This window comes from Psychrobacter sp. ASPA161_9, from assembly GCF_051970275.1.
Taxonomy (GTDB): domain Bacteria; phylum Pseudomonadota; class Gammaproteobacteria; order Pseudomonadales; family Moraxellaceae; genus Psychrobacter.
The window spans coordinates 14,603-39,417 of sequence record NZ_JBEFNI010000001.1 but is presented as its reverse complement, the minus strand read 5'-3'; the positions used below and the strand labels follow the sequence as shown (position 1 = coordinate 39,417).

General features: G+C 39.9%; 22 protein-coding genes. 10 read left to right on the top strand and 12 right to left on the bottom strand.

Translation table 11 applies throughout. From position 1 onward, the window contains the following. Positions 1–60: 60 nt before the first annotated feature. The 3 genes from ACTQ9S_RS00180 to xthA all read right to left on the bottom strand — a co-directional run bounded on the left by ACTQ9S_RS00180 (position 61) and on the right by xthA (position 2,935). A complete protein-coding gene (locus tag ACTQ9S_RS00180; protein WP_068035642.1) occupies positions 61–459 on the bottom strand; it encodes a DUF4377 domain-containing protein in 399 nt (132 codons plus the stop codon). Between the two features lie 352 nt (positions 460–811). Then, complete coding sequence (gene argJ / locus ACTQ9S_RS00175) at positions 812–2,035, bottom strand: bifunctional glutamate N-acetyltransferase/amino-acid acetyltransferase ArgJ (RefSeq protein ID WP_068035640.1); 1,224 nt, start codon at positions 2,033–2,035, stop codon at positions 812–814. Between the two features lie 75 nt (positions 2,036–2,110). Continuing rightward, positions 2,111–2,935, bottom strand: coding sequence for an exodeoxyribonuclease III (xthA, locus tag ACTQ9S_RS00170; protein ID WP_068035638.1), 825 nt, complete (start codon positions 2,933–2,935; stop codon positions 2,111–2,113). A 272-nt stretch (positions 2,936–3,207) separates the two neighbouring features. On the opposite strand from xthA, the gene ACTQ9S_RS00165 reads away from it, so the two are divergent. The 3 genes from ACTQ9S_RS00165 to ACTQ9S_RS00155 all read left to right on the top strand — a co-directional run bounded on the left by ACTQ9S_RS00165 (position 3,208) and on the right by ACTQ9S_RS00155 (position 5,520). Next, entirely contained in the window at positions 3,208–3,765 is a 558-nt protein-coding gene (locus ACTQ9S_RS00165) for a thioesterase family protein (RefSeq protein ID WP_228138927.1), read from the top strand. Between the two features lie 9 nt (positions 3,766–3,774). Continuing rightward, positions 3,775–4,632 (top strand): ABC transporter ATP-binding protein, encoded by an 858-nt coding sequence (locus tag ACTQ9S_RS00160; RefSeq protein WP_440453161.1) that lies wholly within the window; start codon positions 3,775–3,777, stop codon positions 4,630–4,632. Between the two features lie 93 nt (positions 4,633–4,725). Continuing rightward, the gene (locus tag ACTQ9S_RS00155) at positions 4,726–5,520 is read left to right on the top strand and encodes an ABC transporter permease (protein ID WP_350656288.1); all 795 of its coding nucleotides are present in this window, start codon (positions 4,726–4,728) and stop codon (positions 5,518–5,520) included. A gap of 300 nt (positions 5,521–5,820) precedes the next feature. On the opposite strand, the gene ACTQ9S_RS00150 is transcribed toward ACTQ9S_RS00155, so the two are convergent. From ACTQ9S_RS00150 to sohB, 5 genes are all read right to left on the bottom strand, one after another. Next, a complete protein-coding gene (locus ACTQ9S_RS00150; protein WP_350656285.1) occupies positions 5,821–6,690 on the bottom strand; it encodes an SDR family oxidoreductase in 870 nt (289 codons plus the stop codon). Between the two features lie 219 nt (positions 6,691–6,909). After that, positions 6,910–7,662 (bottom strand): histidine phosphatase family protein, encoded by a 753-nt coding sequence (locus ACTQ9S_RS00145; protein WP_440453159.1) that lies wholly within the window; start codon positions 7,660–7,662, stop codon positions 6,910–6,912. A gap of 32 nt (positions 7,663–7,694) precedes the next feature. Continuing rightward, positions 7,695–8,957: a phosphotransferase family protein gene (locus ACTQ9S_RS00140; protein ID WP_440453157.1), complete on the bottom strand. Its 1,263-nt coding sequence runs from the start codon at positions 8,955–8,957 to the stop codon at positions 7,695–7,697. 187 nt (positions 8,958–9,144) lie between these two features. Beyond that, on the bottom strand, positions 9,145–10,380 hold the full coding sequence (locus tag ACTQ9S_RS00135; protein WP_440453661.1) for an acyl-CoA dehydrogenase family protein: 1,236 nt from the start codon (positions 10,378–10,380) through the stop codon (positions 9,145–9,147). A gap of 261 nt (positions 10,381–10,641) precedes the next feature. Then, positions 10,642–11,610: a protease SohB gene (sohB, locus tag ACTQ9S_RS00130; RefSeq protein ID WP_440453156.1), complete on the bottom strand. Its 969-nt coding sequence runs from the start codon at positions 11,608–11,610 to the stop codon at positions 10,642–10,644. Between the two features lie 508 nt (positions 11,611–12,118). Here sohB and aspS point away from each other — a divergent pair. The 4 genes from aspS to ACTQ9S_RS00110 all read left to right on the top strand — a co-directional run bounded on the left by aspS (position 12,119) and on the right by ACTQ9S_RS00110 (position 16,870). After that, on the top strand, positions 12,119–13,978 hold the full coding sequence (gene aspS, locus ACTQ9S_RS00125; RefSeq protein WP_440453154.1) for an aspartate--tRNA ligase: 1,860 nt from the start codon (positions 12,119–12,121) through the stop codon (positions 13,976–13,978). 67 nt (positions 13,979–14,045) lie between these two features. Continuing rightward, positions 14,046–14,984 carry a lysophospholipid acyltransferase family protein gene (locus tag ACTQ9S_RS00120; protein WP_440453153.1) on the top strand — a complete coding sequence of 313 codons (939 nt, stop codon included), beginning with the start codon at positions 14,046–14,048 and terminating at the stop codon, positions 14,982–14,984. Positions 14,985–15,079: 95 nt separating this feature from the next. Beyond that, positions 15,080–15,883 (top strand): glycosyltransferase, encoded by an 804-nt coding sequence (locus ACTQ9S_RS00115; protein ID WP_440453151.1) that lies wholly within the window; start codon positions 15,080–15,082, stop codon positions 15,881–15,883. A 114-nt stretch (positions 15,884–15,997) separates the two neighbouring features. Beyond that, positions 15,998–16,870, top strand: a complete 873-nt coding sequence (locus tag ACTQ9S_RS00110) for a hypothetical protein (protein ID WP_440453149.1) — start codon at positions 15,998–16,000, stop codon at positions 16,868–16,870. A gap of 2 nt (positions 16,871–16,872) precedes the next feature. Here ACTQ9S_RS00110 and ACTQ9S_RS00105 read toward each other — a convergent pair whose 3' ends face one another. Then, positions 16,873–17,970 (bottom strand): glycosyltransferase, encoded by a 1,098-nt coding sequence (locus ACTQ9S_RS00105; protein WP_440453147.1) that lies wholly within the window; start codon positions 17,968–17,970, stop codon positions 16,873–16,875. Positions 17,971–18,255: 285 nt separating this feature from the next. Here ACTQ9S_RS00105 and ACTQ9S_RS00100 point away from each other — a divergent pair, with 285 nt between their 5' ends. Genes ACTQ9S_RS00100 through ACTQ9S_RS00090 form a run of 3 tightly spaced genes read left to right on the top strand, consistent with a single transcriptional unit; the run spans position 18,256 to position 21,463 of the window. Beyond that, the gene (locus tag ACTQ9S_RS00100; protein ID WP_440453146.1) at positions 18,256–19,254 is read left to right on the top strand and encodes a Stealth CR1 domain-containing protein; all 999 of its coding nucleotides are present in this window, start codon (positions 18,256–18,258) and stop codon (positions 19,252–19,254) included. 44 nt (positions 19,255–19,298) lie between these two features. Then, positions 19,299–20,465 carry a nucleotide sugar dehydrogenase gene (locus ACTQ9S_RS00095; protein ID WP_068035614.1) on the top strand — a complete coding sequence of 389 codons (1,167 nt, stop codon included), beginning with the start codon at positions 19,299–19,301 and terminating at the stop codon, positions 20,463–20,465. Further along, positions 20,465–21,463, top strand: a complete 999-nt coding sequence (locus tag ACTQ9S_RS00090; RefSeq protein WP_350656276.1) for an NAD-dependent epimerase — start codon at positions 20,465–20,467, stop codon at positions 21,461–21,463. The genes ACTQ9S_RS00095 and ACTQ9S_RS00090 overlap by 1 nt, the downstream gene beginning before the upstream one ends. A gap of 81 nt (positions 21,464–21,544) precedes the next feature. Here the strand turns inward: ACTQ9S_RS00090 and ACTQ9S_RS00085 are convergent, their stop codons facing one another. From ACTQ9S_RS00085 to ACTQ9S_RS00075, 3 genes are all read right to left on the bottom strand, one after another. Continuing rightward, positions 21,545–22,672, bottom strand: coding sequence for a glycosyltransferase (locus tag ACTQ9S_RS00085; protein ID WP_440453144.1), 1,128 nt, complete (start codon positions 22,670–22,672; stop codon positions 21,545–21,547). Between the two features lie 131 nt (positions 22,673–22,803). Continuing rightward, positions 22,804–23,901, bottom strand: a complete 1,098-nt coding sequence (locus ACTQ9S_RS00080) for a glycosyltransferase (protein WP_350656274.1) — start codon at positions 23,899–23,901, stop codon at positions 22,804–22,806. Positions 23,902–23,960: 59 nt separating this feature from the next. Further along, a complete protein-coding gene (locus ACTQ9S_RS00075) occupies positions 23,961–24,797 on the bottom strand; it encodes a glycosyl transferase (protein ID WP_440453142.1) in 837 nt (278 codons plus the stop codon). Positions 24,798–24,815: the final 18 nt, after the last annotated feature.

The window sequence follows — 24,815 nt, the reverse complement described above, 5'->3', positions numbered from 1 at the left end:
GAATTAGAGGCTTTTTCTATGAAATCTTACTAATCATTCAATAACTGCAATCAGAAATGATTATTCAGCAGTTTTTGAAATTACTTCATTCAAGATCCAAACAGGCTTAACCACACCAGACGCGGTATCAGCAAGCGCTTCTTGACGTACGTCTAGCATATAACGATAGTTTGGCTCATACGTAAAACCTTGGATGTTACCGTTTAACGTGTTGTAGTTCTTCTGATAGCTCTGACGATATTGTAGGCACTGAGTTTCGACTGTATTACCAGTAGTATCCATACGCTCACAAAGCGCTTTACGTGGTGCGATTTCTACTTTGAAGCTTGGAATATTAACTACTTTGACATTTACCGCTTGGCCTTCCACAACCATGGTACGCTCGTCGTCTAAACCCATCGTAGAACAACCTGCCAATGCAAAAGTGGCTGCAAATGCTGCAATTGCTAACTTTTTCATTCTTATACCCTCAATTAATTATAGTTAAATCGTTACTATCTTATCAATTCAATATCATCCTCTTATTTGTTATTAATATAAATAAGGAGGTACGATATATCATCTTCAGATAAATGCGTCAATAATGAGTACTGCTAAGTAAAAGCTAAATTAAATAGCCAAACATAGGCAGTACTGCTTATTGTTGTACTGCAATTAGTATAGGTCGTGAGTAAGCTCTGCCTCTATAACTGCTTTGTAACGTAACGTCAGTATTTGCAACTGATGTTAACTAATCGTACTAACTGCTGATTGTGGTATTTTCTTATGACTGGTATTTGATAACGAAACATACTTTAGTGAAAGACTCAAACTAGCTACGATAGTCAGCATTAATTTTGACGTAATCGTAGGATAAATCACAAGTATAGACAGTATCGCTAGCATCGCCACGTGCTAAGTCAATATGAATGGTAATTTCAGGGCGACTCATGACTGTCTTGCCCGCTTCTTCCGTATAGCTAGGCGCTACACCACCGTTTTGACAAATCATAACTTCATCTAGATATACATCGACTTGCTCTGTATCTAAATCCTCAATACCTGCATAACCAACTGCCGCTAAGATACGCCCCCAGTTAGCGTCGCTCGCAAAGAATGCTGTTTTTACCAATGGTGAATGCGCGACTGCATAAGCCACATCGCAGCATTCCTGAGTCGTTTTTCCACCAGTAACTTTTACAGTCATAAATTTCGTTGCACCCTCACCATCACGCACAATTAATTGTGCCAAACGTACAAACACTTCAGTTAGAGCGCTAAATAAAGACTGATAATGTGGATGTTCAGGGCTGTCGATTACCTGTGAGCTGGCAGCGCCTGTTGCTATCAATACGCAGCAATCATTGGTTGAGGTGTCACCATCGACGGTAATGCGGTTAAAAGACTGCTCATTAATAGCAATCAACATCTCTTGCAATAGATCAGCAGCGATATTAGCATCCGTTGCGACATAACCTAGCATCGTCGCCATATTAGGGCGAATCATGCCTGAGCCCTTTGAGATACCAGTAATATGATAGCTAGTACCTGCAATATCTACCTTTTGGCTCGCCAGCTTGGGGATAGTATCAGTCGTCCGAATTCCGTTAGCTGCTGCCAACCAGTTATCAGCACCTAAATTGGCTAGAGCCTTATCTAGCCCTGCTATGACTGCTTCACTATTTAACGGCTCGCCTATCACGCCAGTAGAAAACGGCAATACCGTATTGGTATCTACGCCAGCTTTACTAGCTAAGGCAGCACAAATCTCTTCTGCGCGACGTTTGCCATCAGCACCTGTACCCGCATTAGCATTACCTGTATTGGTCACTAAATAGCGCGGACTGGTCTTGGCAAAGTGCTCGCGCAATACACGTACGGGTGCAGCGCAAAATGTGTTTTTAGTAGTCACAACTGCGCTGGTTGCAGTCTCAATAATTTCGATTACCACTAAATCATCGCGATCTTTATAACGCACGCCCGCTGCGGTAGCACTTAATTTGATACCGTCAATGGGATAAATAGTATTGGGTACTGCAACGTTTCCGACAGCCATAGCTCAATCCTTATTAGTTAATTTTTAGAGTTATTTATTAGAGATGCATTTATCAATATTACTTTTGCGCACGCACTAGTCTTGACCTAAATCAAACGCTGACCAGATGGGTGCATGGTCTGAAGGTTTTTCCATTGCACGTAACTCATAGCTGATACCTGCATCGACACACTGGCTAGTTAAGTCAGGGGTACATAGAATATGATCAATACGTAAGCCACGCTTTGGGTCATCGTTGAAGCCGCGACTGCGATAGTCAAACCAGCTATATAACTCAGTGCTTTCTGGATAGTGCAGACGATAGGTATCGATTAAGTCGCGTGACATTAAGTCCGCATACCACTCGCGCTCTTCTGGCAAAAACGAAGTTTTTCTATTTTTGAGCCAGCGTTTAGCATTAGCCTCACCGATGCCAATGTCTATATCTTCTGGCGCAATGTTCATATCGCCCATGATAATAAGCGAGCGCCCTTCTGCCTTTAGCGTATCAATATAAGCTATCAAATCAGCATAGTAGGCGCGCTTCATTGGAAATTTAGTCGGATGATCTTGGCTCTCACCTTGCGGAAAATAACCATTAAGCACATCAATCTCGCGTCCTTGCAATTCGTAGCGTGCGTGGATAAAGCGTTTTTGCGCTTCCTCATCTTCTCCAGGAAAACCTTTTTGTACAAATATAGGCGCAACCTTGGATAATAGTGCCACCCCGTAATGTCCTTTTTGCCCAAAATACTCAATGTGATAACCAAGGCTCTCTACATTTTCAAGGGGAAACTGGTCATCATGAACCTTAGTTTCTTGCAACCCCATCACATCAGGGTCGATTACTTCTCGCACCGCCTCAAGCTGATGTTGACGGGCGCGAATACCATTGATATTAAAACTAACAAAACGGGTCATGCGATATCCTATATTGATTCGAGTTTAATTACTTTTGATAAATTTCTGCATATAATGCGGTAATAAATAGCTATGATAACAGACCTAAGCTGTCTCATCTGTTGCGTGATCTCAAATCTTAGGCTACAGTGGAAAATCTTACTTTATTGGTCGTTATGACATAAACACCAATTTAATACTTTGATCCTAATAATTTTTATATTGTATGCATTAGTAAGTATTGAAGCACTTTTATTGAACAATTCTATCAGCCAAACTATATGAGCCAAATTATGACTACAGAAACATCAAATTCTACAGCTACACCGCTATTTTCTACTGATTACCATGTATATATCAACCATACTGACGCTGGCGGTATAGTCTATCATGCCAATCACTTAGTATTTTTTGAAAACTGCCGCCGCGACTGGTTCAGCAAGCTTGGATTAAATGGCTATTTTATGCATTCTGATGATGGCCAAATTCAGCATTTTGTAGTGAGTCAGGCACAATTACAGTATAAAAAAGCTATATTCTTAGATGAAATCATTGATGTACGCATTGATAAAGTTGAGCTAAAACCTGCCAGTATTGTATTCTATCAAAGTATTCATCGTCGTGTGGCAGAGGAGGCGGATCAAAAAAACCGTACCTCTGCAGAAACTCTATTAAGCAGCGCTAAAATCGTCATTGCTTGCGTGCAAAATCAGACAAAACCAGAACCAACAGATCCAACTACTAACTCTACTACCCCAGCTAGTGCTGCGCCCATACGGCCAATAAGAGTACCAAAGAATCTTCAAAATAGTATTCAGCAAGCTATTACCCACCACGCTAATGAGCAATGATATCTACCTATGACTGTCAATAAGAAGCCTTTGCTCACTTTCGAAAATATCTGGGTATATAGCAAGCGTTCTACAATGGTAAGTCCGAGCGGTGAAGAAAGTGCTGCTCTAGCTAGTGAGCCTGCAACGCCTAAAAAATGGCTGACGACGATAAAAAGCAAACTTAAATCAGCCTCGGATAACTCTCTATCTACTCATAAACGGGCGTTGATAACTGGCGTTAGTGGCACCTTACAAGAAGGACAAGTGACAGTATTGACCGGTCATTCTGGCAGTGGTAAATCTGTATTACTAAGAGCTCTAGCTGGACTGTCACCCATCACCACAGGCGATGTTTGGCTACGTCAAGACGGTAGCAGATATAAAGATGGTAGCGGACAAAATAGCAATGACTATCTTAGTATTCATGACACCTCACCTACACAGTGGCGCGCGCAAGTTGCTTTACTTGCCCAGCATCCACAGCTGCTAGAAGGTAGCGTCCTTGAAAACATGCAAATGCCTTACCGGCTACAAGCGCATCAGCATAGGCAGTTTGATATCGACTGGCATATAGAGCAGCTTGCGTATCTAAAGCGTACAGCAGACTTTTTACAGCAAGAGGCCAGTCACTTATCAGGCGGTGAGCGACAATTGGTTAATACCCTGCGCTTATTACAGTTAAATCCACAAGTACTGCTATTAGATGAGCCTACGGCGGCTTTAGATGCTGATACGTCAGCGAAGCTTGTACACTTACTAATCAGCTGGTTACAATCAAAACCTCAACGCACTCTATTATGGATAACTCATGATACGCAAGATATTATGCCATTAGCAGATAAGCATTGGCATATGCAAGCAGGCGTGTTAACTGAGATATTTTAATAGCATAACTAACTTACTCTCTATAAGCCTGACTGCTCCAACCTTTATTCGCTCTCTCCTGTTCACCATTAATTGATTTTATGACGAGCACATATGATTCGTACAGATGATATCCAAATCTTACTGACTTACGGTGACATTGCACTTGCCAGCAGCTTGATTGTCATTGTGCTAATCGTGTCATGGCGACTACGCCTAAAACTGACTAAAACACTTTTAATCGCGGCTATTCGTACAGTAGTCCAGCTCAGCTTTATTGGACTGATACTCGCTTGGATTTTTGCGCGTGAACAATGGTATGAAGTATTATTAATTTTAACCATTATGACTCTCATTGCAGGAGTAGCTGCCAAAAATCGAGTCAAACGCATTTATAAAGGTTTGTTTACTGACACTCTTATTGCAGTCGGCACATCAGCTGTACTGGTTACCATTATCGCCATTGGCCTTATTTTGAGGGTAGAGCCATGGTATACACCGCAATTTGTTATTCCAATATTGGGTCTGATACTAGGTAATTCTCTGACTGCTATCTCCTTGACCAGCAATCAACTTGTCGAATCGTTTCACGAGCAGCAGGGACGTATTGAGATGATGTTGAGCTTATCTGCCTATCCGTTTGAAGCTGTGCACGAGCAGATACGTGCTGCAATCGTCAATGGTATGACTCCCACTCTTAATTCTATGCTAGTCGTCGGTATCGTCAGTCTACCAGGTATGATGACTGGTCAGATACTCGCTGGCGCAGATCCTACCCAGGCCGTACGCTATCAGATAGTAACCATGTTTTTAATCTGTGTAAGCAGTACACTTGGCTGTACGATAAGCGCACTTCTCATTTATAGACGTTTCTTTAACCGCAGAAAGCAATTTATCCTACCCCAGTGACCATTGGTCTTCTTTGTTTTGCATCATATATAAATATAATTGTCTACTTTTTTTATATACTGTTTAGTATTCCTACCGCAATATAAACATCAATTACAGCTATGTTAGTCTACTGTTAAATTATACAACTAAATTATTTCAATACTAATTTTAGTAATAGTGATGAATCTCGGTTAGGTTTTTGCTCAGAGACCAAGTTTATTCTAGATTTACAGATACAAAGAACAACGTCCACAAAAAAGCCCTCTACATTATCGTGTAGAGGGTTATTTGTTATCTAAATAAGTGTCAATTAACCGACTAGCTTATTTTATTGACTACATTAAGTGGCAAATGCTTCATCGCCTGTCCTACGATTGACCATGGTAGGCTTGGTACACATGCTTCTGCAACACCTGATTCAATGGCAGCTACGATAGATTTAGTACCGGTATCAGCATCAACTTCAAACGGTAGTGGCTTGGCGTTGGTATTAATTTCAGTACGGATATAACCTGGATAAATAGTAGAGACTTTAATCGGTAATTTAGTCAGCAACATATCAGCACGAATACCTTCTGCTAAATATGCCAAACCTGCTTTACTCGCCCCATAAGTAGTCATATGCTTAGGTAAACCGCGCATCGCCGACATACTAGATATCACTACTAGGTGACCATTATTCTGCGCGCGAAAGATTTTCATCGCAGCTTCACACTGTGCCAATGCAGAGACAAAGTTGATCTCAGCGGTACGGCGATTGGTCTCAAAACGACCTTTACCAATACGGCGACTCTCACCTACTCCAGCATTGACCACTACCCGATCTATGTGACCAAAATCTTCAGCGAAAGCATCAAACACTTTAAATATTGCGTCATAGTCAGTGACGTCTAGGACACGATAAGCCACTCTTATCTCAGGATACAGCTCTGTCAACTCAGCTCTAAGTTGATCCAAACGATCGGTACGACGAGCACAAATAGCTAAATTGTAGCCCAGCTTTGCAAATAACCGTGCCATCCCTTCGCCAAGACCTGAACTGGCACCTGTAATCAAAACAGTTTTACCTTTTCCAACTTGAGATGTGGTCAAACCTTTTAAATAGCGTGCCGGTTGAATGGCACTTAATGCCTGATCCTTGCCTTGCTTAGCCGTCTGCGTTACTAGGCTTATTAATTTATTTTGCATAAGCAGTCCCTTATCTATCAGTGCATTAATATAAATATAAAAGAGTGTTTCTAAAAAATACCTATTATAGTAGATATGTTTGAGCAGATGGGTGCCGGTTGTGTATCAAAACAAGTAATAACGCGTTTATAGCTCAACTGGCTCAACTATTCAGTTATTTATATCTTTATTATACTTACCGTAGTAACTAGAGTCCTCAAAACCAATTATAAAACGCGATTAGCGCCAAGTAACATAGCGCTTACCATCAGCAAATAAATGACTATATTCATTTAAAGATAGTAAACGCGGGGCTTGCTCTTTTAAGGTAATAGAGGTAACGCCTGTATTGACAAGACTTCTATTCAATTGATAGGCCGTCTGACTGCCTTGCTGCAATAAATGAGCAGTAATAGCAGCGATTACTCCACCTGAAGTAAAGACTAGTATAGTGCTATCACGCTCTAAATGGCTCAGTTGCGTAGCTTGCGTGCGTACATGCTCAAGTGCTTGTTGTGCACGTACGTTAAACTGCGGCCAACTTTCCAGATAGTCTGAATCATTATCGCCAGCATGCCAGCGCTGCATTGCAAGATTAAACAATTCAGCTAAACGAGCCTTTGGTGTATCAGACTTAGCAAGCTCTTGGGCAACAGCCTCTTGAGTAGTAAAAGCCGGGTCAGACTTGATAAAGACATCTTTATGGTTAAACTCATTAAATGCATCGATGACATAGCTATCAGGAGCCGACAGATCCAATGCAGGTTTAGCATCGCTAGTAGTTACAGAAGGTTGATAGGTCTCCCAAAAATAGCGTGCAGAATCCTGTTGCCGTGATAGGCTGCCTGTAAATATCGCATCGATACGGCGCTGTGTGGTCGCATAATGCTGACCAAGCAAGCGCGCCTGCGTACTACCCAACTCTGAGAGCTGATCGTAGTTTTCTTGTCCGAACGATGCCTGACCATGGCGTGCCAACAGAATAGTTGTCATAGCACTATTACCTTTTATTATATTCTAAAGTTTTATTTTTCAGATGAGTTAGCTTTTTGATCAAAATAGCCTTTTGGCAATATACCTTTAATAACGTTTCGTACAGGGCTTGGTAACTGCTCGATGGTAGCAGCATCCATGCCCATATCTTGCAAATGTGGCTGTACATGAGTCATAAATAGCGCATCGCCTTCATGCTTTGCAATCAGCTTCAGACACTTAGCATGCAGGACATGGACGATAATCCAGAAGTTTTTAAAAGCAGGATTTTGCGTCTGCTTATGATAATAGCGATAATAGATTTGCTGCACGATACCCGCTAAGCGAAATAACCCAAATACCTCATAAAACGTCCAGTTTTCTATCTGTAGACCAGTACGCTCAAGATAATATTCAACCACTTCATCACGTGTCATCATGCCTTCTAAATGCGTCGGCTGACGGCGTGACTGTTGCATAATGATATTATCATCTTCTTCAATCCAATAAGCCAATGCGCTACCCAAGTCCATCAATGGATCGCCTAAAGTAGCCATCTCCCAATCTAATACCCCAATAACTTTGGTAGGATCAGCGGCATCTAAGATAACATTGTCAAAACGCCAATCATTATGAATGACACAAGTAGTGCTGTCGGCAGGCGTATGTTTTCCAAGCCATTGTCGCACTAGCGCAAAACTTGGCACGTTAAGGGTTTTGGCTTTCACATAACGCTTATCCCAGCCACTGACTTGCCGCTCGCAGTAGCCGTCACCGCGACCCAGCGCTACTAAGTCAGGATGTTGTTGATAATCAACTTGATGCAACTCAATCAAGGCATCAATCACATTGGTACATAGCTCACGCGTCTGCGTAGGATTAAGTTCAATCTCTTTTGGTAAATTGGCACGCGGAATAATACCTTCCATACGTTCCATGACGTAGAAATCTGCTCCGATTACATCTTCATCCGTGCACAAAGCTACCATCTTTGGTACATAAGGATAAGCATCCATCAGCGCATTCTGTACGGTATATTCACGTACCATATCATGGGCAGACTTGGCTTTGGTACCTTTTGGCGGACGGCGTAAGATGAGATCTTGGCCTTTATCACCGCCATATTGTAGACGATATGTCCAATTTGAAGCACCGCCTGAGAACTGCGTAACGGTAGGCTCGCCTGTGATATCAACGCCCTGAGCACGCAACCAGTCACTAACTGCTTGTGCATCAAGCGCCTCACCTTCTCGTACTGGTCCGCCTTTATCTAACACCTTATTATTGGTCGTCATATTATTGTTATCTGTTGCCATGTGATATTCCTTATCATGTGGTCGCTTAGTAGCCACTTATTAATAATAATATTTTTAAGAAAGACCGACCTTGACAATTATTTTAAACTTAAATGGTTTCAAGAAACTATTTCAAAGTCGGTCATCTATTGTTCTTAAATTAAACTTATTCCTGCTTAGGCTATTTTAATTACTCGCGAATTATTATTTAGCGTTTAAGGCGAAACCCTTGACGCTTTAGTTCTAATTTGGCAATCATAGTTTTGTGCACTTCGTCAGGACCATCGGCTAAGCGCAGCGCGCGCGCTTGTGCAAAAAAGCTTGGCAACAGCGTATCTTGGCACACGCCCATACCGCCATGAATTTGAATCGCCATATCGACAACTTCTTGTAATACTGTTGGCGCTACAACTTTAATGGCTGATATCTCAGTCAATGCGGCTTTAGTGCCTTGTGCATCCATTTTTTGCGCGGCATATAATGTAAGCAGACGTGCTTGATCGATTTTGATACGTGCCTCAGCGATACGCTCGAGGTTGCCACCTAGTTGTAATAGCGGCTGGCCAAATGCGGTACGTTCCATGCCGCGTTTCACTGCCAATTCTAACGACTTCTCCGCTGCACCAATACAACGCATGCAGTGATGAATGCGACCTGGCCCTAGTCGACCTTGAGCAATCTCAAAGCCCATACCCGGTCCGCCGATAAAGCTATCGACAGGTACGCGAACATTGTCAAAGCTAACTTCGCCATGACCATGCGGTGCATCATAATCACCGAATACTTTTAGCATGCGCTCGATATTGACCCCTGCATTTTTCGCTGGTACCAATACCATAGAATGCTGATGGTGACGATCTTTACTCTCGTCAGGGGTATAAGCCATCACGATTAACACATTAACAGCAGGATCACCAAGACCAGACGACCACCATTTGCTACCATTAATAACGATTTCATCACCTTCAACCACAGCAGTTGCCTGCATATTGGTCGCATCACTTGACGCTACTTCAGGCTCAGTCATACAAAATACCGAGCGAGTTTTACCCTCTAATAATGGCGTCAACCATTTGTCCTGCTGCTCCTCAGAACCATAACGCCATAGCAGCTCCATATTGCCACTATCTGGAGCATTGCAGTTAAAGACATAAGGCGCTAATAAGCTATGTCCTGTCAACTCTGCAATCGGTGCATAATCAGTAACAGACAGCCCAGCACCTAAGGTATTATCAGGTAAAAACAGATTCCATAATCCAGCTTCGCGAGCTTGCTTACGTAAGCTTTCGTATTTTTCAGGCCATTGCCAGTTTTTCCAATTGCCATCAGGATTTTGCTCGTGACAATCTTGCCAAAACTGCGCTTCTATCGGCTCAATTTGAGTAGCGATAAAGTCTTTGACTTGCTCATACATAGCTTGGCCATGTGGCGTTGCGGTGAACATAGCAGTAGATGTGTTGGTAGACATTATTATATCCCTCTTCCTTGTTATATTTTAAATCAAACTCTAGTTTAGCTTTTACGGTGTACGTACGTTTACTCTTTCTTGTCTGCTACATTTATAACATAGGCATTATGAATAAACAGCAAAAAAGGCGCGACCGACTAGGCCACACCTTTATATTTACTAAACGAATTTGTTAAATCAATACACAGTTTTAAGCAATAATTTTGTGTCTTATGATTGCATCTAGTCGCTAATATTCTATTTCAAAATATTTAAACGGCTGTTAAAATCAAAGCGCATCAAAGCATCAGGTAGCTTATCAGCAGCCATACTCAAAGTTGCTTCTGCCGCTTGCGACAGCCCTAATTTTTCTGCCAAGGTTGGCTTTTGGCGTGAATGCAGTGCATAGACTTCATTATTATCCATCAGCTCTAAAAGATAGCTATCCGAGGTTTGGAGTTTATCAACCAAATTGAGATGCAAAGCATCTTCACCATACCAATGCTCGCCGGTAGCCACTTTATCTAAATCTAGTATTGAGCGATAGCGATTGACAAAATGTTTAAATAGCACATGCGTTTGCTCGAGCTCTTCTTGATATTTGGCTCGATCTTCTGCATCGTTTTCACCAAAGACCGTTACCGTACGCTTGTAGTCACCTGCCGTGAACATCTCATAATCAACATCGTGGTTTTTGAGCCATTTATGGAAGTTCGGTAGCTGCGAGACTACGCCAATCGAACCGATAACAGCGAATGGTGCTGCGATAATCTTATCAGCAACACAGGCCATCATGTAACCGCCGCTCGCAGCTACTTTATCCACACAGACGGTCAACTTAAGCCCCACATCTTTTAGACGAGCTAACTGCGCTGCTGCAAGCCCATATCCATGCACTAAGCCACCACCTGATTCGAGACGCACAACGACCTCATCACCTTCATTAGCCGTACTTATTAGCGTACTAATCTCTTCACGTAAATGCTTAACAGCAGTTGCTTTAAGATCACCATCGAAGTCGAGTACAAATACTTGCTGGCCTTTATTTTTACCTTTGGCTTTATCTTTTAGAGCTTGCTTGGCTTTTTTGGCCATGCGCTTTTTTAACTGTTTTAATGCAGCTTTGCCTTGCGTCGCTTCCATTAAATCTTGGCGACGTTGTTCTTGGCTTTTATTTAGATGAATAATTCTTAACTCAACAGGGTTTTTAGAAGGATGAAATAGCATGAAGCGGTTTCCTTAAATAAGATGCTAGCTTGTTTACATTATAGGGTTAGCGTTAGCTTGATATGTGCACGTTATAGATAGTTTTCAAGCAAGGTGGCAATATTTAATCACTTTATGAGCTAACGGTATAAGAGTACTGTAATAATCTTATGTCACCTCATCAGTAATGATTGATTGTACTAGGATTGCGCGAGGAGAGTTGTATAACAAAAGCACTTTAGGCATAATATGCGCTTACATCTATTTTTATGCAGCCAACGCGACGAGGATTTGTCTTGATCGCGTTTTATTTGCTATTTTTTAATGACATGAATACAACATGCATTAAGATAGCGGCGCCATTTGAACCAATAATTTCAATCGACAAACTACGCCAAGCTTACTAAATGGCTATAGTTGCCACAATAGTTTGTACTGGGTTAATCAAAAAATAGCGATGGTTGAAATCACATAGCGATGGCTGCATTATTGTACTTTGAACTGGGCTGACAACTGGATAACTAATATTATGACGCAGAGTATTACAACGGATAGCGAAATGGCGATGCACAGCGAATACCGAGACGAATATTGTGGTGCTGTCACTGAAAGCTTGCTGGAACAAACTATTAGTATCGTAGGCTGGGTACATCGTCGTCGCGATCATGGTGGGGTGATCTTCTTAGACATGCGTGACCGTGCAGGCCTTCTGCAGGTAGTGGTTGATCCCGATACCCCAGAAGCATTCGCCACTGCTGATGCGGTACGCCCTGAATATGTACTTAAAATCACTGGCCGCGTTCGTCGTCGTTATGAAGGTACTGAAAACGCTAATATGACCAGCGGTCAAATTGAGCTATTGGGCAAAGAGATTGAAGTATTAGCCAAATCTGAAACCCCGCCTTTTCCTTTGAATGATGAAAATACAACGGTTTCAGAAGATTTGCGTTTAAAGTATCGCTATCTTGATATGCGTCGTCCGCAAATGCAAGAGCGTATGGTGTTCCGCGCCAAAGCCACTTCAGCAATTCGTCGTTATTTAGACGATCATGGCTTTTTGGATGTTGAAACCCCTATTTTGACTCGTGCTACGCCTGAAGGTGCTCGTGACTATCTTGTACCTTCACGTACGCGCCCAGGTAACTTCTTTGCCTTACCGCAATCACCGCAGTTGTTCAAGCAATTATTAATGGTGTCAGGATTTGATCGCTATTATCAAATCGCTAAGTGTTTCCGTGATGAAGATTTACGTGCTGACCGTCAGCCTGAATTTACCCAAGTCGATATTGAGACTTCTTTCTTAAACGAAGAAGAAATCATGAATATCAACGAAGGTCTTATCAAGCATCTATTTAAAACCATGATGGATGTTGAATTTGAGCAATTCCCACGTATGACTTATGCTGAAGCAATGCGTGACTATGCGTCAGACAAGCCTGACTTACGTATTCCATTAAAATTGGTCGACGTTGCAGACTTGATGAAAGACGTTGAATTTAAAGTATTTTCTGGTCCTGCTAACGACCCTAAAGGTCGCGTTGCTGCCCTACGCATTCCTGGTGGCGCATCATTAAGTCGTAAACAAATCGATGCTTATACCAAGTTCGTTGGTATCTATGGTGCGCGCGGTTTGGCGTACATTAAAGTCAATGACGCCAGCAACATCAATAATGGCGTGGAGCAAGAATCTGGTCTACAGTCTCCTATCATCAAAAACATGACTGATGATGTATTGGTCAGCTTGATTGAGCGTACTGGTGCTGAAAGCAACGATATTATCTTCTTCGGTGCGGATAAAGCCAGTATCGTCAATGATGCAATCGGTGCACTACGTCAGAAAATTGGTCTAGATTTAGAAATGACAACTTGTAAGTGGGCACCACTTTGGGTGACTGACTTCCCAATGTTTGAGCAAACTGATGATGGTCGCTGGACATCAATGCACCATCCGTTTACTAAGCCTAAAGGATCAGTGCAGGAGCTAAAAGATAGTCCAGAAAACGCGCTATCTATTGCTTATGATATGGTACTGAATGGTACAGAAGTTGGCGGTGGTAGCTTACGTATCAATACCTTTGATATGCAGCAAGCCGTACTTGATGCTTTAGGTATCGGTGAGCAAGAGGCTGAAGACAAGTTTGGTTTCTTACTTGACGCATTAAAATTTGGTGCGCCGCCGCATGGTGGCTTGGCCTTTGGTTTAGATCGCTTGATTATGCTTATGGTCGGTGCGGACTCTATTCGTGATGTCATTGCCTTCCCAAAAACCAAAACTGCTGAGTGCCCATTGACCCAAGCACCTGCTGAAGTCGATAGCAAGCAGCTACGTGATCTTGGTATTCGTGTGCGCGAAAAAGCACAAGCTGATACCAATAAACCTGCTCAATAAGTGGTTCAATGATGCACAGCTTTTGTTTACATTGCTTATTATGTGATTCATCACTATGTGAATGGTCATGAATCCGTATCATATTTTCAAATACGTGCCATTGTCTGTATTGCAGATGTTGGCACGTTTTGTTGCTTGGATCATAATGTGGCTGCCAAATTCAAGTTTGGTGCGCACTATTAAAATCAATATGGCACTTATCACCCCCAAATTATCTGAATCTCAGAAACAAACTTTAGTTAAAGATATTGTTCGTCATCAGTGCTTAAGTAGCGTCGAATCTATCAAAAGCTGGGCAATGTTGCCCGAATGGAGCATTGCTCAAATTTGTGATGTCCATAACAAAGAGCTTCTTTTAGAAGGACTTGCCAATCCCAATGGGATGCTTGCTATCGTACCGCATTTGGGTACATGGGAAATGATGAACGCATGGCTAAATCAGTTTGGCGCGCCGACTATCATGTATAAGCCTGTTAAGGGCGATATCACTAATGAATTTGTCCTACAAGGCCGTGCACGTCTTAATGCAACGCTAGTACCTACCGATGGTAGTGGTGTCAAAGCAGTATTTAAAACCCTCAAACAAGGTGGTTTTAGTATTGTACTGCCTGATCACGTTCCTGATCCTTCAGGTGGTGTCGTTGTGCCCTTCTTTGGTGTTAAGACTTTGACCAGCACGCTTGCCTCCAAGCTTGCCAGCAAAACCAAATGTGCATTGGTCGGAATATCTTGTATTCGTCGTGATGACGGACGTGGATTTGATATCTATTGCTATAAGCTTGATGATCCAGCCCTCTACGATCGTGATGCCTCTATTGCTGCAGATGCACTAAATCGGGCTATGGAAAATATGATTACCGATAACTTTAACCATTATATGTGGGGTTATCGACGTTTCAAAAACTTACCTGTCTTGGGCAATCCTTATCGCGCTAGTGAGACTGCTCTAGCTGATTTTATTCGTGTCAATCAGGCTGAGCATCGTAACGATAGTGTAGATACCTAGTACGTACGCTTAAGCTTGCTAACGTACAGATAATCACATCTATGCTAAGATTAGCAGCATTCTCAATCCTTCCTTGATATCCATACGAGTCTATTATGGCAACTGACACAACTGAATCCTTATCTACCGTTCAAGTTCATACCAGCGATAGTAAGACTGAACAGCGTTATATCATCTGTATGAAATGGGGTAACAAGTATGGTCCTGAATACGTCAACCGCTTGTACAATATGGTCAGTAGGCATCTGACTTTAGACTTTCAAATGGTTTGCCTAACTGATGATAGTAGCGGTATTGATCCTGCAGTAAAATGCTATCCTATCCCTGAACTTAATCTACCAGCTGGGCTACCTGAGCGCGGCTGGAAAAAGCTCACTACTTTTAAGCCTGAATTATATGGTCTAAAAGGTATCGCGCTATTTTTAGATATTGATATCGTTATCGTCGACAATATTGATAGCTTCTTCACTTATAAAGCCGAACATGATGATAGTGTCGTGATTATCCGTGACTGGAAAAAGCCATGGCGCATGGTGGGTAATAGCTCAGTGTATCGATTTAAAATCGGTCAAAACACTTACCCCAACTTACTAAATAATTTTGAGCAGAATTTTGCTAAAATCAGCTCGGAAGTACGCCATGAACAGGCTTATCTATCTAACTATTTACGTGAACATCATCATTTAGAATACTGGGATAAGGAATGGTGCGTCAGCTTTAAATATCAATGCATTGCGCCCATTCCTTTTAATTTTATGCGAGCACCAAAACTTCCTGACGGTGCAAAAATCATTATCTTCCACGGGGAGATTAATCCACCAGATGCGATAGCTGGAGGCGGTGGTAAATGGTATCGCCATGTGAAGCCAAGTCCTTGGCTAAAAAAGTATTGGCTGTAAAAATATTTAGGCGCCTATTATTACTTCCTTATTCAACGCGATATAATTGATCAGTATTATAGCTATCAAAAAACAATGACATGAAGCGGTTGAAAGTAAAAATTGGAAAATAATATGGCGCTAAATTTGGCACTACCTTCCACCGTTGACTTTGATATTGACAATCAGACCATCACTATCGAAGCTTTTAATGCCAAGGAATCAAAACAAAGCCTGCATAAGCAAGCCATAAATATTATCGCCTCTGGCCCTTCTATTACTCATTTACAACTCTCAGATTTACTAGATATACCCACTATTTTTGTCAATGGTAGTATTAGTCTAACTAAGCAATATTGCTTTACTGATGTCGTCGGCTATGTGATTAGCGATGCCTACTTTATCAACCATCATCCTGAAATTTTACAGCAGCATTATACGGGTCAGCCCTTATATGCGACTTTAGCTGTGTTTGAAGCACTGGCCGTAACACATCCTGATATCATGCGTACTTATCATAATGCAATGCGTATACTATACCCAGTAGATAGACCTTGGGGAGTCAAATCAAATAAGTTTTTGTTTAGTAAGTTAGCTTTTAAAAAAAGATGGTTTAATAGAAAAAAACCTTTATCCTACTTTGCTAAAAATCCTAATTTTATCATTGAGGATAGTCATAAACCTACTGCTATCGGAGTATCTCTTGATGTTACCTATGGATTTGTAGAAGCAGGCACAGTGGCTTATGTGGCAGCGCAGTTAGCATTTTCTCGTCACGCTATCGTCATTCATCTTTACGGTATCGATCTACTTAATAGCAATGAGCCACGATTTTATGAAAATACAGACAATAGCGCTCCAAGTAAACTTGATAAGGCAATTAATGGTCGTATTGTGCCATCGTTTAATTTATTAGGCAGAGTCTACAAAGAACATGGAGTTATTGTTTATAATCACTCTCCTATTTCCAGAATCTTATTCAATAACCTCGATTTACCTCATTTTTAACTTCAATAATTTTGACCGAACCTTAGATATTGACAAGCGACGTGGTTGGGCAACATCTGCTGATTTAAAGGCGCTTTGTATTTGCTCAGATTACTCATTGCTTCATTAATTAGTGTTGTTAATGCATCAATATCTCCGACAGGTACTAAGTTTTGTTCTGGCAATAGTTCTCTTGGACCAAATGGACAATCAGTACTAATTACTGGCACCTCTAACGCTTGCGCTTCTACGATGACATAACCAAATCCTTCAAACTTTGATGAAAGTACCAGCAATGCTGACGACGAAATCAAAGAGTAAGGATTGGCTTGAAATCCCAAAAATTTCACACAATCTTCAATACCAAGTTGAATGGATAACCGTTCAATCTCATCTTCAAGCTTGCCCTTACCGACTAGTACCAACGGCAGCTTACGGTCTGTCCTAGCATAAGCTTGCAACAAATCACAATGACCCTTCATCGTATCTAACGACCCTACGTGAATTATATATCCTTTAATGGCTAAGCCAAATTGTTCAATATCTGGCATCTGTAAGGCTGCCTTTTTAATGTCATCAACATCACATGGATTATAAATCGTTGTTGTCCTACTAATATTGCCTATAAGCGCTATTAAATCTTTACGTGCACCCTCGCTCACGCAACTGCAAGGATGAGTACCATATACAAATTTCAAGTGTGCGATAGTATGAACTGGCGCTCTTGACAACTTATCTTTGAATTGTCTAGATAATGCCGTATGCAATACATTTATTATATTCGGTAATTGGCTGTAAGCCATAATCCAATTTAGTTTATAGATATTGACGAGTATTAAATCTGGCTTTCCTATATTTTCAACAACATAACAATCTATGCGCTCAGCAACTGCCTTGTATGCGGCTACTTGTTCAATTTCTTGTTCAAAGAGAGGCTCATTGTACGAAACCATATGATGCTGAACGCGAGAGTCTAATATCATCTCCTGCGTATTCTCTAAGCAAAGTACATGAACACGATAGCCCATCTTCACATAGGCACGAGCTAATGTGGTGACCATACGTTCAGCACCGCGCCCCTCTAGTGCTTTTAATATCAGGAGAATAATAGGTTGAGTCATAATTGCCTTGATATAGCTTTCTTAATATCTATTAATAACCAACCAATCCGTTAATTATTGCAGCAAACTTACTTTATATGATAGTCTCATCTACTTTCATAATGACGCTATTCATAAATTAAATTTTATGCGCATTCTGTTTTCCTGCCTATAGAAAAATCATTATCTTTTATGGTCAGATTTGTCCGTTAAGAGCCGTCAATGACAACACTGGTAAAGGGTTTAACTATACCAGTCTAAGCCTTTGGTTGTAAGAATATTAATAATAGAACGATAGGATAAGATATGAAACAGCAGGGTGAAAGGAAAATAGATGTTGTAATTGCATGGGTAGATGGCGATAGTCCAACACTTAAAAAGAAAAGAGAACATTATAAGAAAACAGAAAACGTAGCCTCAGGTGCCGTAAGTGCAACACGCTTCGCAAGTAATAATGAGATCTATTACAATATTGCCTCTATTATTAAATATGTTCCTTTCTGCCGCCATATATATGTTGTTACTGACCAACAACAACCAGAGTTTATTAATGAATTTTTCAATGAAGGTCTTTGTCCAAAGGATAAGATTCGCATTGTAGATCACAAAGATATATTTTTAGGTTACGAGCAGTTCTTACCTACTTTTAATACCAGATCTATCGAAACTATGTTGTGGAATATTCCTGAACTATCCGACTACTTCATATACATGAATGATGATTTCTTTTTTAATCAGCCTGCAAAAATTGGAGACTTTCTAGATGATGATAGTATTATTATCCACGGTCATTGGAGAAAAAGCTCAGCTATAAAGGCTAAGCTTAAATATAGAAAATCCTTACAAAAAATATTAGGAACAAAGGTTCAACCTAAGCACACTACTGCTCAAATGCTAAGCGCTCAGATCCTTAACATGAATCAGTTTTTCGAAATTCATCATTATCCGCATATAGTAGATAAAACCACACTAAAAAATTATCTTTTAAGCAACGTACAATTACTAAGCGAGCAAATCAAGTATAGATTTAGAGATGTCGCCCAATTTAATCCTATTACCCTTACAAACCATTTAAAAATTCAACAAAAGGAGGCTTGTTTAAAACCTCCTACAACTATAAATTATCTAAAAAATAAAAGTGGTGTTGAGAACTTTATAACAAATTTACAAAAAGATGAGGTTAAATATGGCTGTATACAAAGTCTAGATCTTCTTGATTCAGATTCCTATCAGAGAGTTACTAGTGCTATGATGCAGAAATTTTCAGCGCACTTGCCATCTTTATTATTAGATACCAGTGAATAGAAACAAACCTAGAATAATAAATTAAATGTATATTTGGATTTTTTATGAAAATAACAGTAGTAGGTACAGGCTACGTAGGCTTATCAAATGCTATGTTGCTTGCTCAACATAATAAAGTGATTGCAGTTGACGTTGTCCCCGAAAGAATTGAACTGCTCAATTCAAAAAAATCTCCTATCGAAGATAAAGATATCGAAGATTTTTTGTTGAACAAAAATATTGATTTTACAGCGACCTTAAATGCTAAAAACGCCTATAAAGACGCTGACTTCATTATTATTGCTACGCCTACTGATTACGATTCGAAAACTAATTATTTCAACACTAGTAGTGTAGAAGATGTTATCGAGCAAGTCATTTCAGTAAATCAGAAAGCCTTAATCATTATTAAATCAACCGTACCAGTTGGATATACTAGTGAAGCAAGAAAACGTTATTCAACAGAGAACATTATTTTTTCTCCTGAATTTCTAAGAGAAGGGAAAGCCTTGTACGACAATCTTTATCCTTCAAGAATCGTCGTTGGCGAACAGTCCAAACGTGCTCAACTGTTTGCAGATTTATTGCTTGAGGGAGCTATAAGAAAAGATGTGCCACAACTCTTCACTAAATCTACTGAAGCCGAAGCTATCAAACTATTCTCAAATACCTATTTAGCAATGCGTGTTGCGTATTTTAATGAATTGGATACTTATGCACAGATATTTGGACTAGAAACCAAACAAATTATTGAAGGGGTTGGTTTAGATCCTCGTATAGGTGATCATTACAACAATCCATCATTTGGTTATGGCGGTTATTGCTTGCCAAAAGATACCAAGCAACTATTAGCGAATTACGATGAAGTGCCAAGCAATCTTATTAAAGCCATCGTTGACTCTAATGGAACTCGTAAAGACTTTATCGCTGATAAAATTATCGAAAGAAAACCGAAAATCGTTGGAGTGCATCGGCTGGTAATGAAAAGCGGTTCGGATAACTTTAGAGCCTCTGCTATTCAAGGAATTATGAAACGTATTAAAGCAAAAGGTATTGAGGTTGTTGTCTATGAACCTGTCTTAAAAGAAAAGGATTTCTTTAATTCGCGCGTGATAGAGGATTTGGCAGAATTTAAAGCGATGAGTGATGTCATTGTCGCAAATCGGTTGTCATCCGATATACAAGATGTCTCGCACAAAGTATTTACTCGAGATTTATTTGGGAGCGATTAATGAAAATCTTAGTAACTGGTGCAGCAGGTTTTATCGGTTTTCATCTCATAAGAAAATTATTAGATAAGAACTACTTTATTGTTGGTATTGATAACATCAATAACTACTATGATGTAGATTTGAAAAATGATCGCATAAAAATGCTAGGTGAAAACTCATCAGCAGATATATTTACATTTATTAAGCTAGATCTTGCCGATCGTGAGGCAATGTCTACTCTCTTCTCTAACTATAAATTTGATATTGTCATCAATCTTGGGGCTCAAGCTGGTGTACGATATTCTATTGAAAATCCAAATGCCTATATTGACTCAAACGTGGTGGGATTTTTGAATGTTCTTGAAGGATGCAGACACACTAACGTTAAGCACTTGATATATGCCAGCTCTAGTTCTATTTATGGTATGAATATAAAGCAGCCATTTACAACTGCTGATTGTGTTGATTTTCCTATCAGCTTATATGCAGCCACGAAAAAATCTAACGAATTAATGGCACATTCCTACAGCCATTTATATAACCTTCCTACGACTGGTTTACGCTTCTTTACGGTTTATGGTCCTTATGGTCGACCTGATATGGCTTATTTTTCCTTCACTAAAAAGATATTAGCTGGTGAAGAAATTGATGTATTTAACAATGGCGAGATGCAACGCGACTTTACCTACATTGATGATATTGTAGAAGGTATCGTCCGTATAATAGATAAGACTCCTTCTCCTCAGACCTCTTCCATAACCACAGCAAATGCGCCATATAAAATTTATAACATCGGTAATAATCAGCCTATTACTTTGCGCCGTTTTATTACAGCAATTGAAAACGCCTGTGGTAAAAAAGCCAAAGAAAACTTATTGCCAATGCAGCCAGGTGATGTACCGATTACCTATGCGGATATAAATGAGCTTATAAGTGACGTTGGCTTTAAGCCTGAAACCAATATTGAAGATGGAATTGCAAGATTTGTCGCGTGGTACAAACAATATTACTCAGTTTAAGTAAAGAATCTTCACGTTTTACTTAGCCTACTACCTGCATATACGCTCTAACTGTTTTCAGTTATGCTTTATAAAATTTCACTAAGAAGCCATGTAGTCGATATATTGCTGAGCAATATTTTTAGGTAGGAACTGTTCATCAAAGCTAACTACAAATTTCTGCGGCTCTGCCATCAATGCTGTCATTTTATTCGCTAGAGCAGGTACATCATCTACAGGTACAAGATTATAAATCGGTAACATCTCACTTGGACCTGACTGACAGTTAGTACTTATCACTGGAGCGTTCAGAGCCATTGCCTCGGGTATAACTCTAACGAAGCCTTCGGAGCGTGAGGATAGCACAAATCCCTTTGCATCTTTCATAAAGGGATAAGGATTTTTGTTGAACCCTAAAAATATAACTTTATCAGAAATTCCTAATTTTTTAGCCAACGCTCTCGTTTGGTCAAGCATTTTTCCTTTACCCAGTAACACTAGAGGATATGCCATAGATGATTGAGCATAGGCATTTAATAGCACATCATGGGCTTTTTCAGGTTTAAAGCTACCTACATGCAAAAGATATTGATTTGATCTTAGTGCTTCATGCTGCAAGTTGAGTGGCTCGCTAGCCAGCTTCTCAATTAACTCTTTGTCAAACGCATTATAAATTGTGGTGCTAGAAATACACGAACCCAAACTGGCTTGCAAATCCTTCTCGACACCTCTTGAAACACAGACGCAAGGATGCTTCCCATAAATATTCTGTAGCTTTTTAACTTTATTAACTTCAGAATGGTTGTTTAATTCAAATTTATTAGAAATCGTATTTCTAATAACATACATAAGGTTAGGTAATTTACTATGGACCATAACTCGGTCTGAAGGTATAAGGTTAGATAAAATAATATCTGGCTGACCTATATTACTTAGAATATACCTATCAACAGTACGTGCAAACAACTGATAGCGAAGTTGCGTATTTGGTATTAATTTATATGGCTTAGATCGTAGCACATGATAGATTAGATTTGGATTGAGATCATACTCTACGAGGGGCTTGAATCTCAACACATGTACTTCATAACCCAGCTCATAGAAGCCTTGTCCCAAAGTAAGGACGGAGCGCTCTGCACCTCCACCTTGTAGACAGTTAATGACAAGTAATACCTTTTTTTGAACCATTTTGTCACTACTTTCTTGTTTTTCTATAATATTGTTACTCATGAAAAACCTTGTTAACTGAGTTTTAATGTCACGAGTAAGTAGAATTTTTACGCTAAAAAACCTATAACTTCCTCTGCTCTTTTTACAAATATATTTACTTTTATTGTCATAACTGTTTACGTCTTAAGAAACTACTTAGCATCTAAGTAATCAACATATTGCTGAGCAATATTCTTAGGTAAAAACTGTTCATCAAATCTAACTGCAAATTTCTGTGGCTCTGCCATCAATGCTGTCATTTTATTCGCTAGAGCAGGTACATCATCTACAGGTACAAGATTTTGAACAGGTAGTAGCTCATTTGGTCCTGACGGACAGTCGGTGCTCACCACTGGAGTTTTTAAAGCCAATGATTCCACTATTACACGTCCAAAACCCTCAAAATGTGACGATAAAACCAATCCTTTTGCATGTTTCATAAAGGGATAAGGGTTTTTATCAAACCCTAAAAACACTACCCTATCAGCGATACCTAAGCTTTCGGCCAATTCTTTAGTTTGGTCAAGTAATTGACCTTGTCCTAACAATGCTAGAGGATATAATCTAGATGATTCTGCGTAAGCTTTGAGCAGGACATCATGGGCTTTTTGAGGTTTAAAGCTCCCAACATGCAAAAGATATTGTTTAGATTTGAGCACTTCATGAGAGCAACTAAGCGTCTCGTTACCTAGTTGTTCAATAGCGCTTTTGTCAAAAGGATTGTAAATTGTAGTAGTAATGATATTAGAACCTAAATTAGCTCGTAAATCATTCTCAACCCCTTTTGAAATACAGATACAGGGATGTTTTTCATATATTTTTTGCAACTTTCTAATTTTATCTTTAGCTTTAGGGTTGTTAATTAATCCAAATCTATGAGAGGTATTATTTCTGATCACATACATAACATGAGGTAATTTACTATAGACCATAACTCTATCAGAAGGTTCTAGATTAGATAGAACAATATCTGCCTGCCCTATTTTACTTGAAATGTACTTATCAACTGCACGTGCAAATAACTGATGACGAATCTGTCCTTTTGGGATTATTCGATAGGGTTTCAAGTTAAATACATGATAGTTTAAATTTGGATTAAGGTCATACTCTGCTATAGTTTTGAACCTTAGGACGTGAACCTCGTAACCTAACTCATAGAATCCTTGTCCTAGAGTAAGTACAGAGCGCTCTGCACCGCCTCCTCTAAGATTACTAATAATAAGCACAGCTATTTTAGGATGTTGGTTCATATTTTATAACTTATTAGCAAATTGATAATTAACTTGATATTTTCAGGAGTAATATCTAACTATTCCTTCCAATACTTTTCAATCCAGCCTACTGGCAAGATAAAATGACGTAAATGACGTAATGGACTTTTTAGATTTTTGGGCTCAGTGAGTCTTTTTAAATGATCTTTAGCATTATTGGCAGCATTTTTATTGTATCTACCTTCAATAGCGTGCGTAGGATATAAATCACCTGGGAAGATGACGATACGAGCACCTTTAGGAATCTTTGGCTCCTTAATATAATTAAGCGGAAATGGCTGACGGCATTTACGTCTAAAGTGTGCCACCCATGCCTTTGGAAATAGTTCTACACCGCCTGGTGCATTACGCGTCACGAAGCGCTGTTCAAAACGATACTCGTCAGCGATTCCTTGTGGATCTGCCTTGAACTTCTCTTGTAGCGATACCAATGAGCCTACCTGAAACCTAAAGCATGATGTCTGTCCTAGACGCTCCAGAGGGTTACTTGGATTATAAGATAAAATAACGTCATCTGGTTCGCCATACTCAAAGAATGGATCAAGACTATCTACTATAATGACATCCAAATCTACAAATAAAACCGTACCCGATAAATCACCTAACTTTTCGCCCCAAAGCCGTGACTTTGGCCATTTACCTAAGGTGTTAGTTGGCATCGTAACATCTAGAGGTGGCAGTTCTTGACACTCAATCTCTGAACGTACGTCTGTTGTGTCATCGGTAAAACAGACAAAACGAAACGGCGGGGTAATGTTGCGTGACACCATACCATATAGCTTATTAGCATAATCAGCACCATATTTTGTGCCCCATTTAATACAAATAATTTGCTTAATGTTTTTGTTATCTACTGTTTTAGTACCTATCGACATTGAAACTACTCGCTTAAA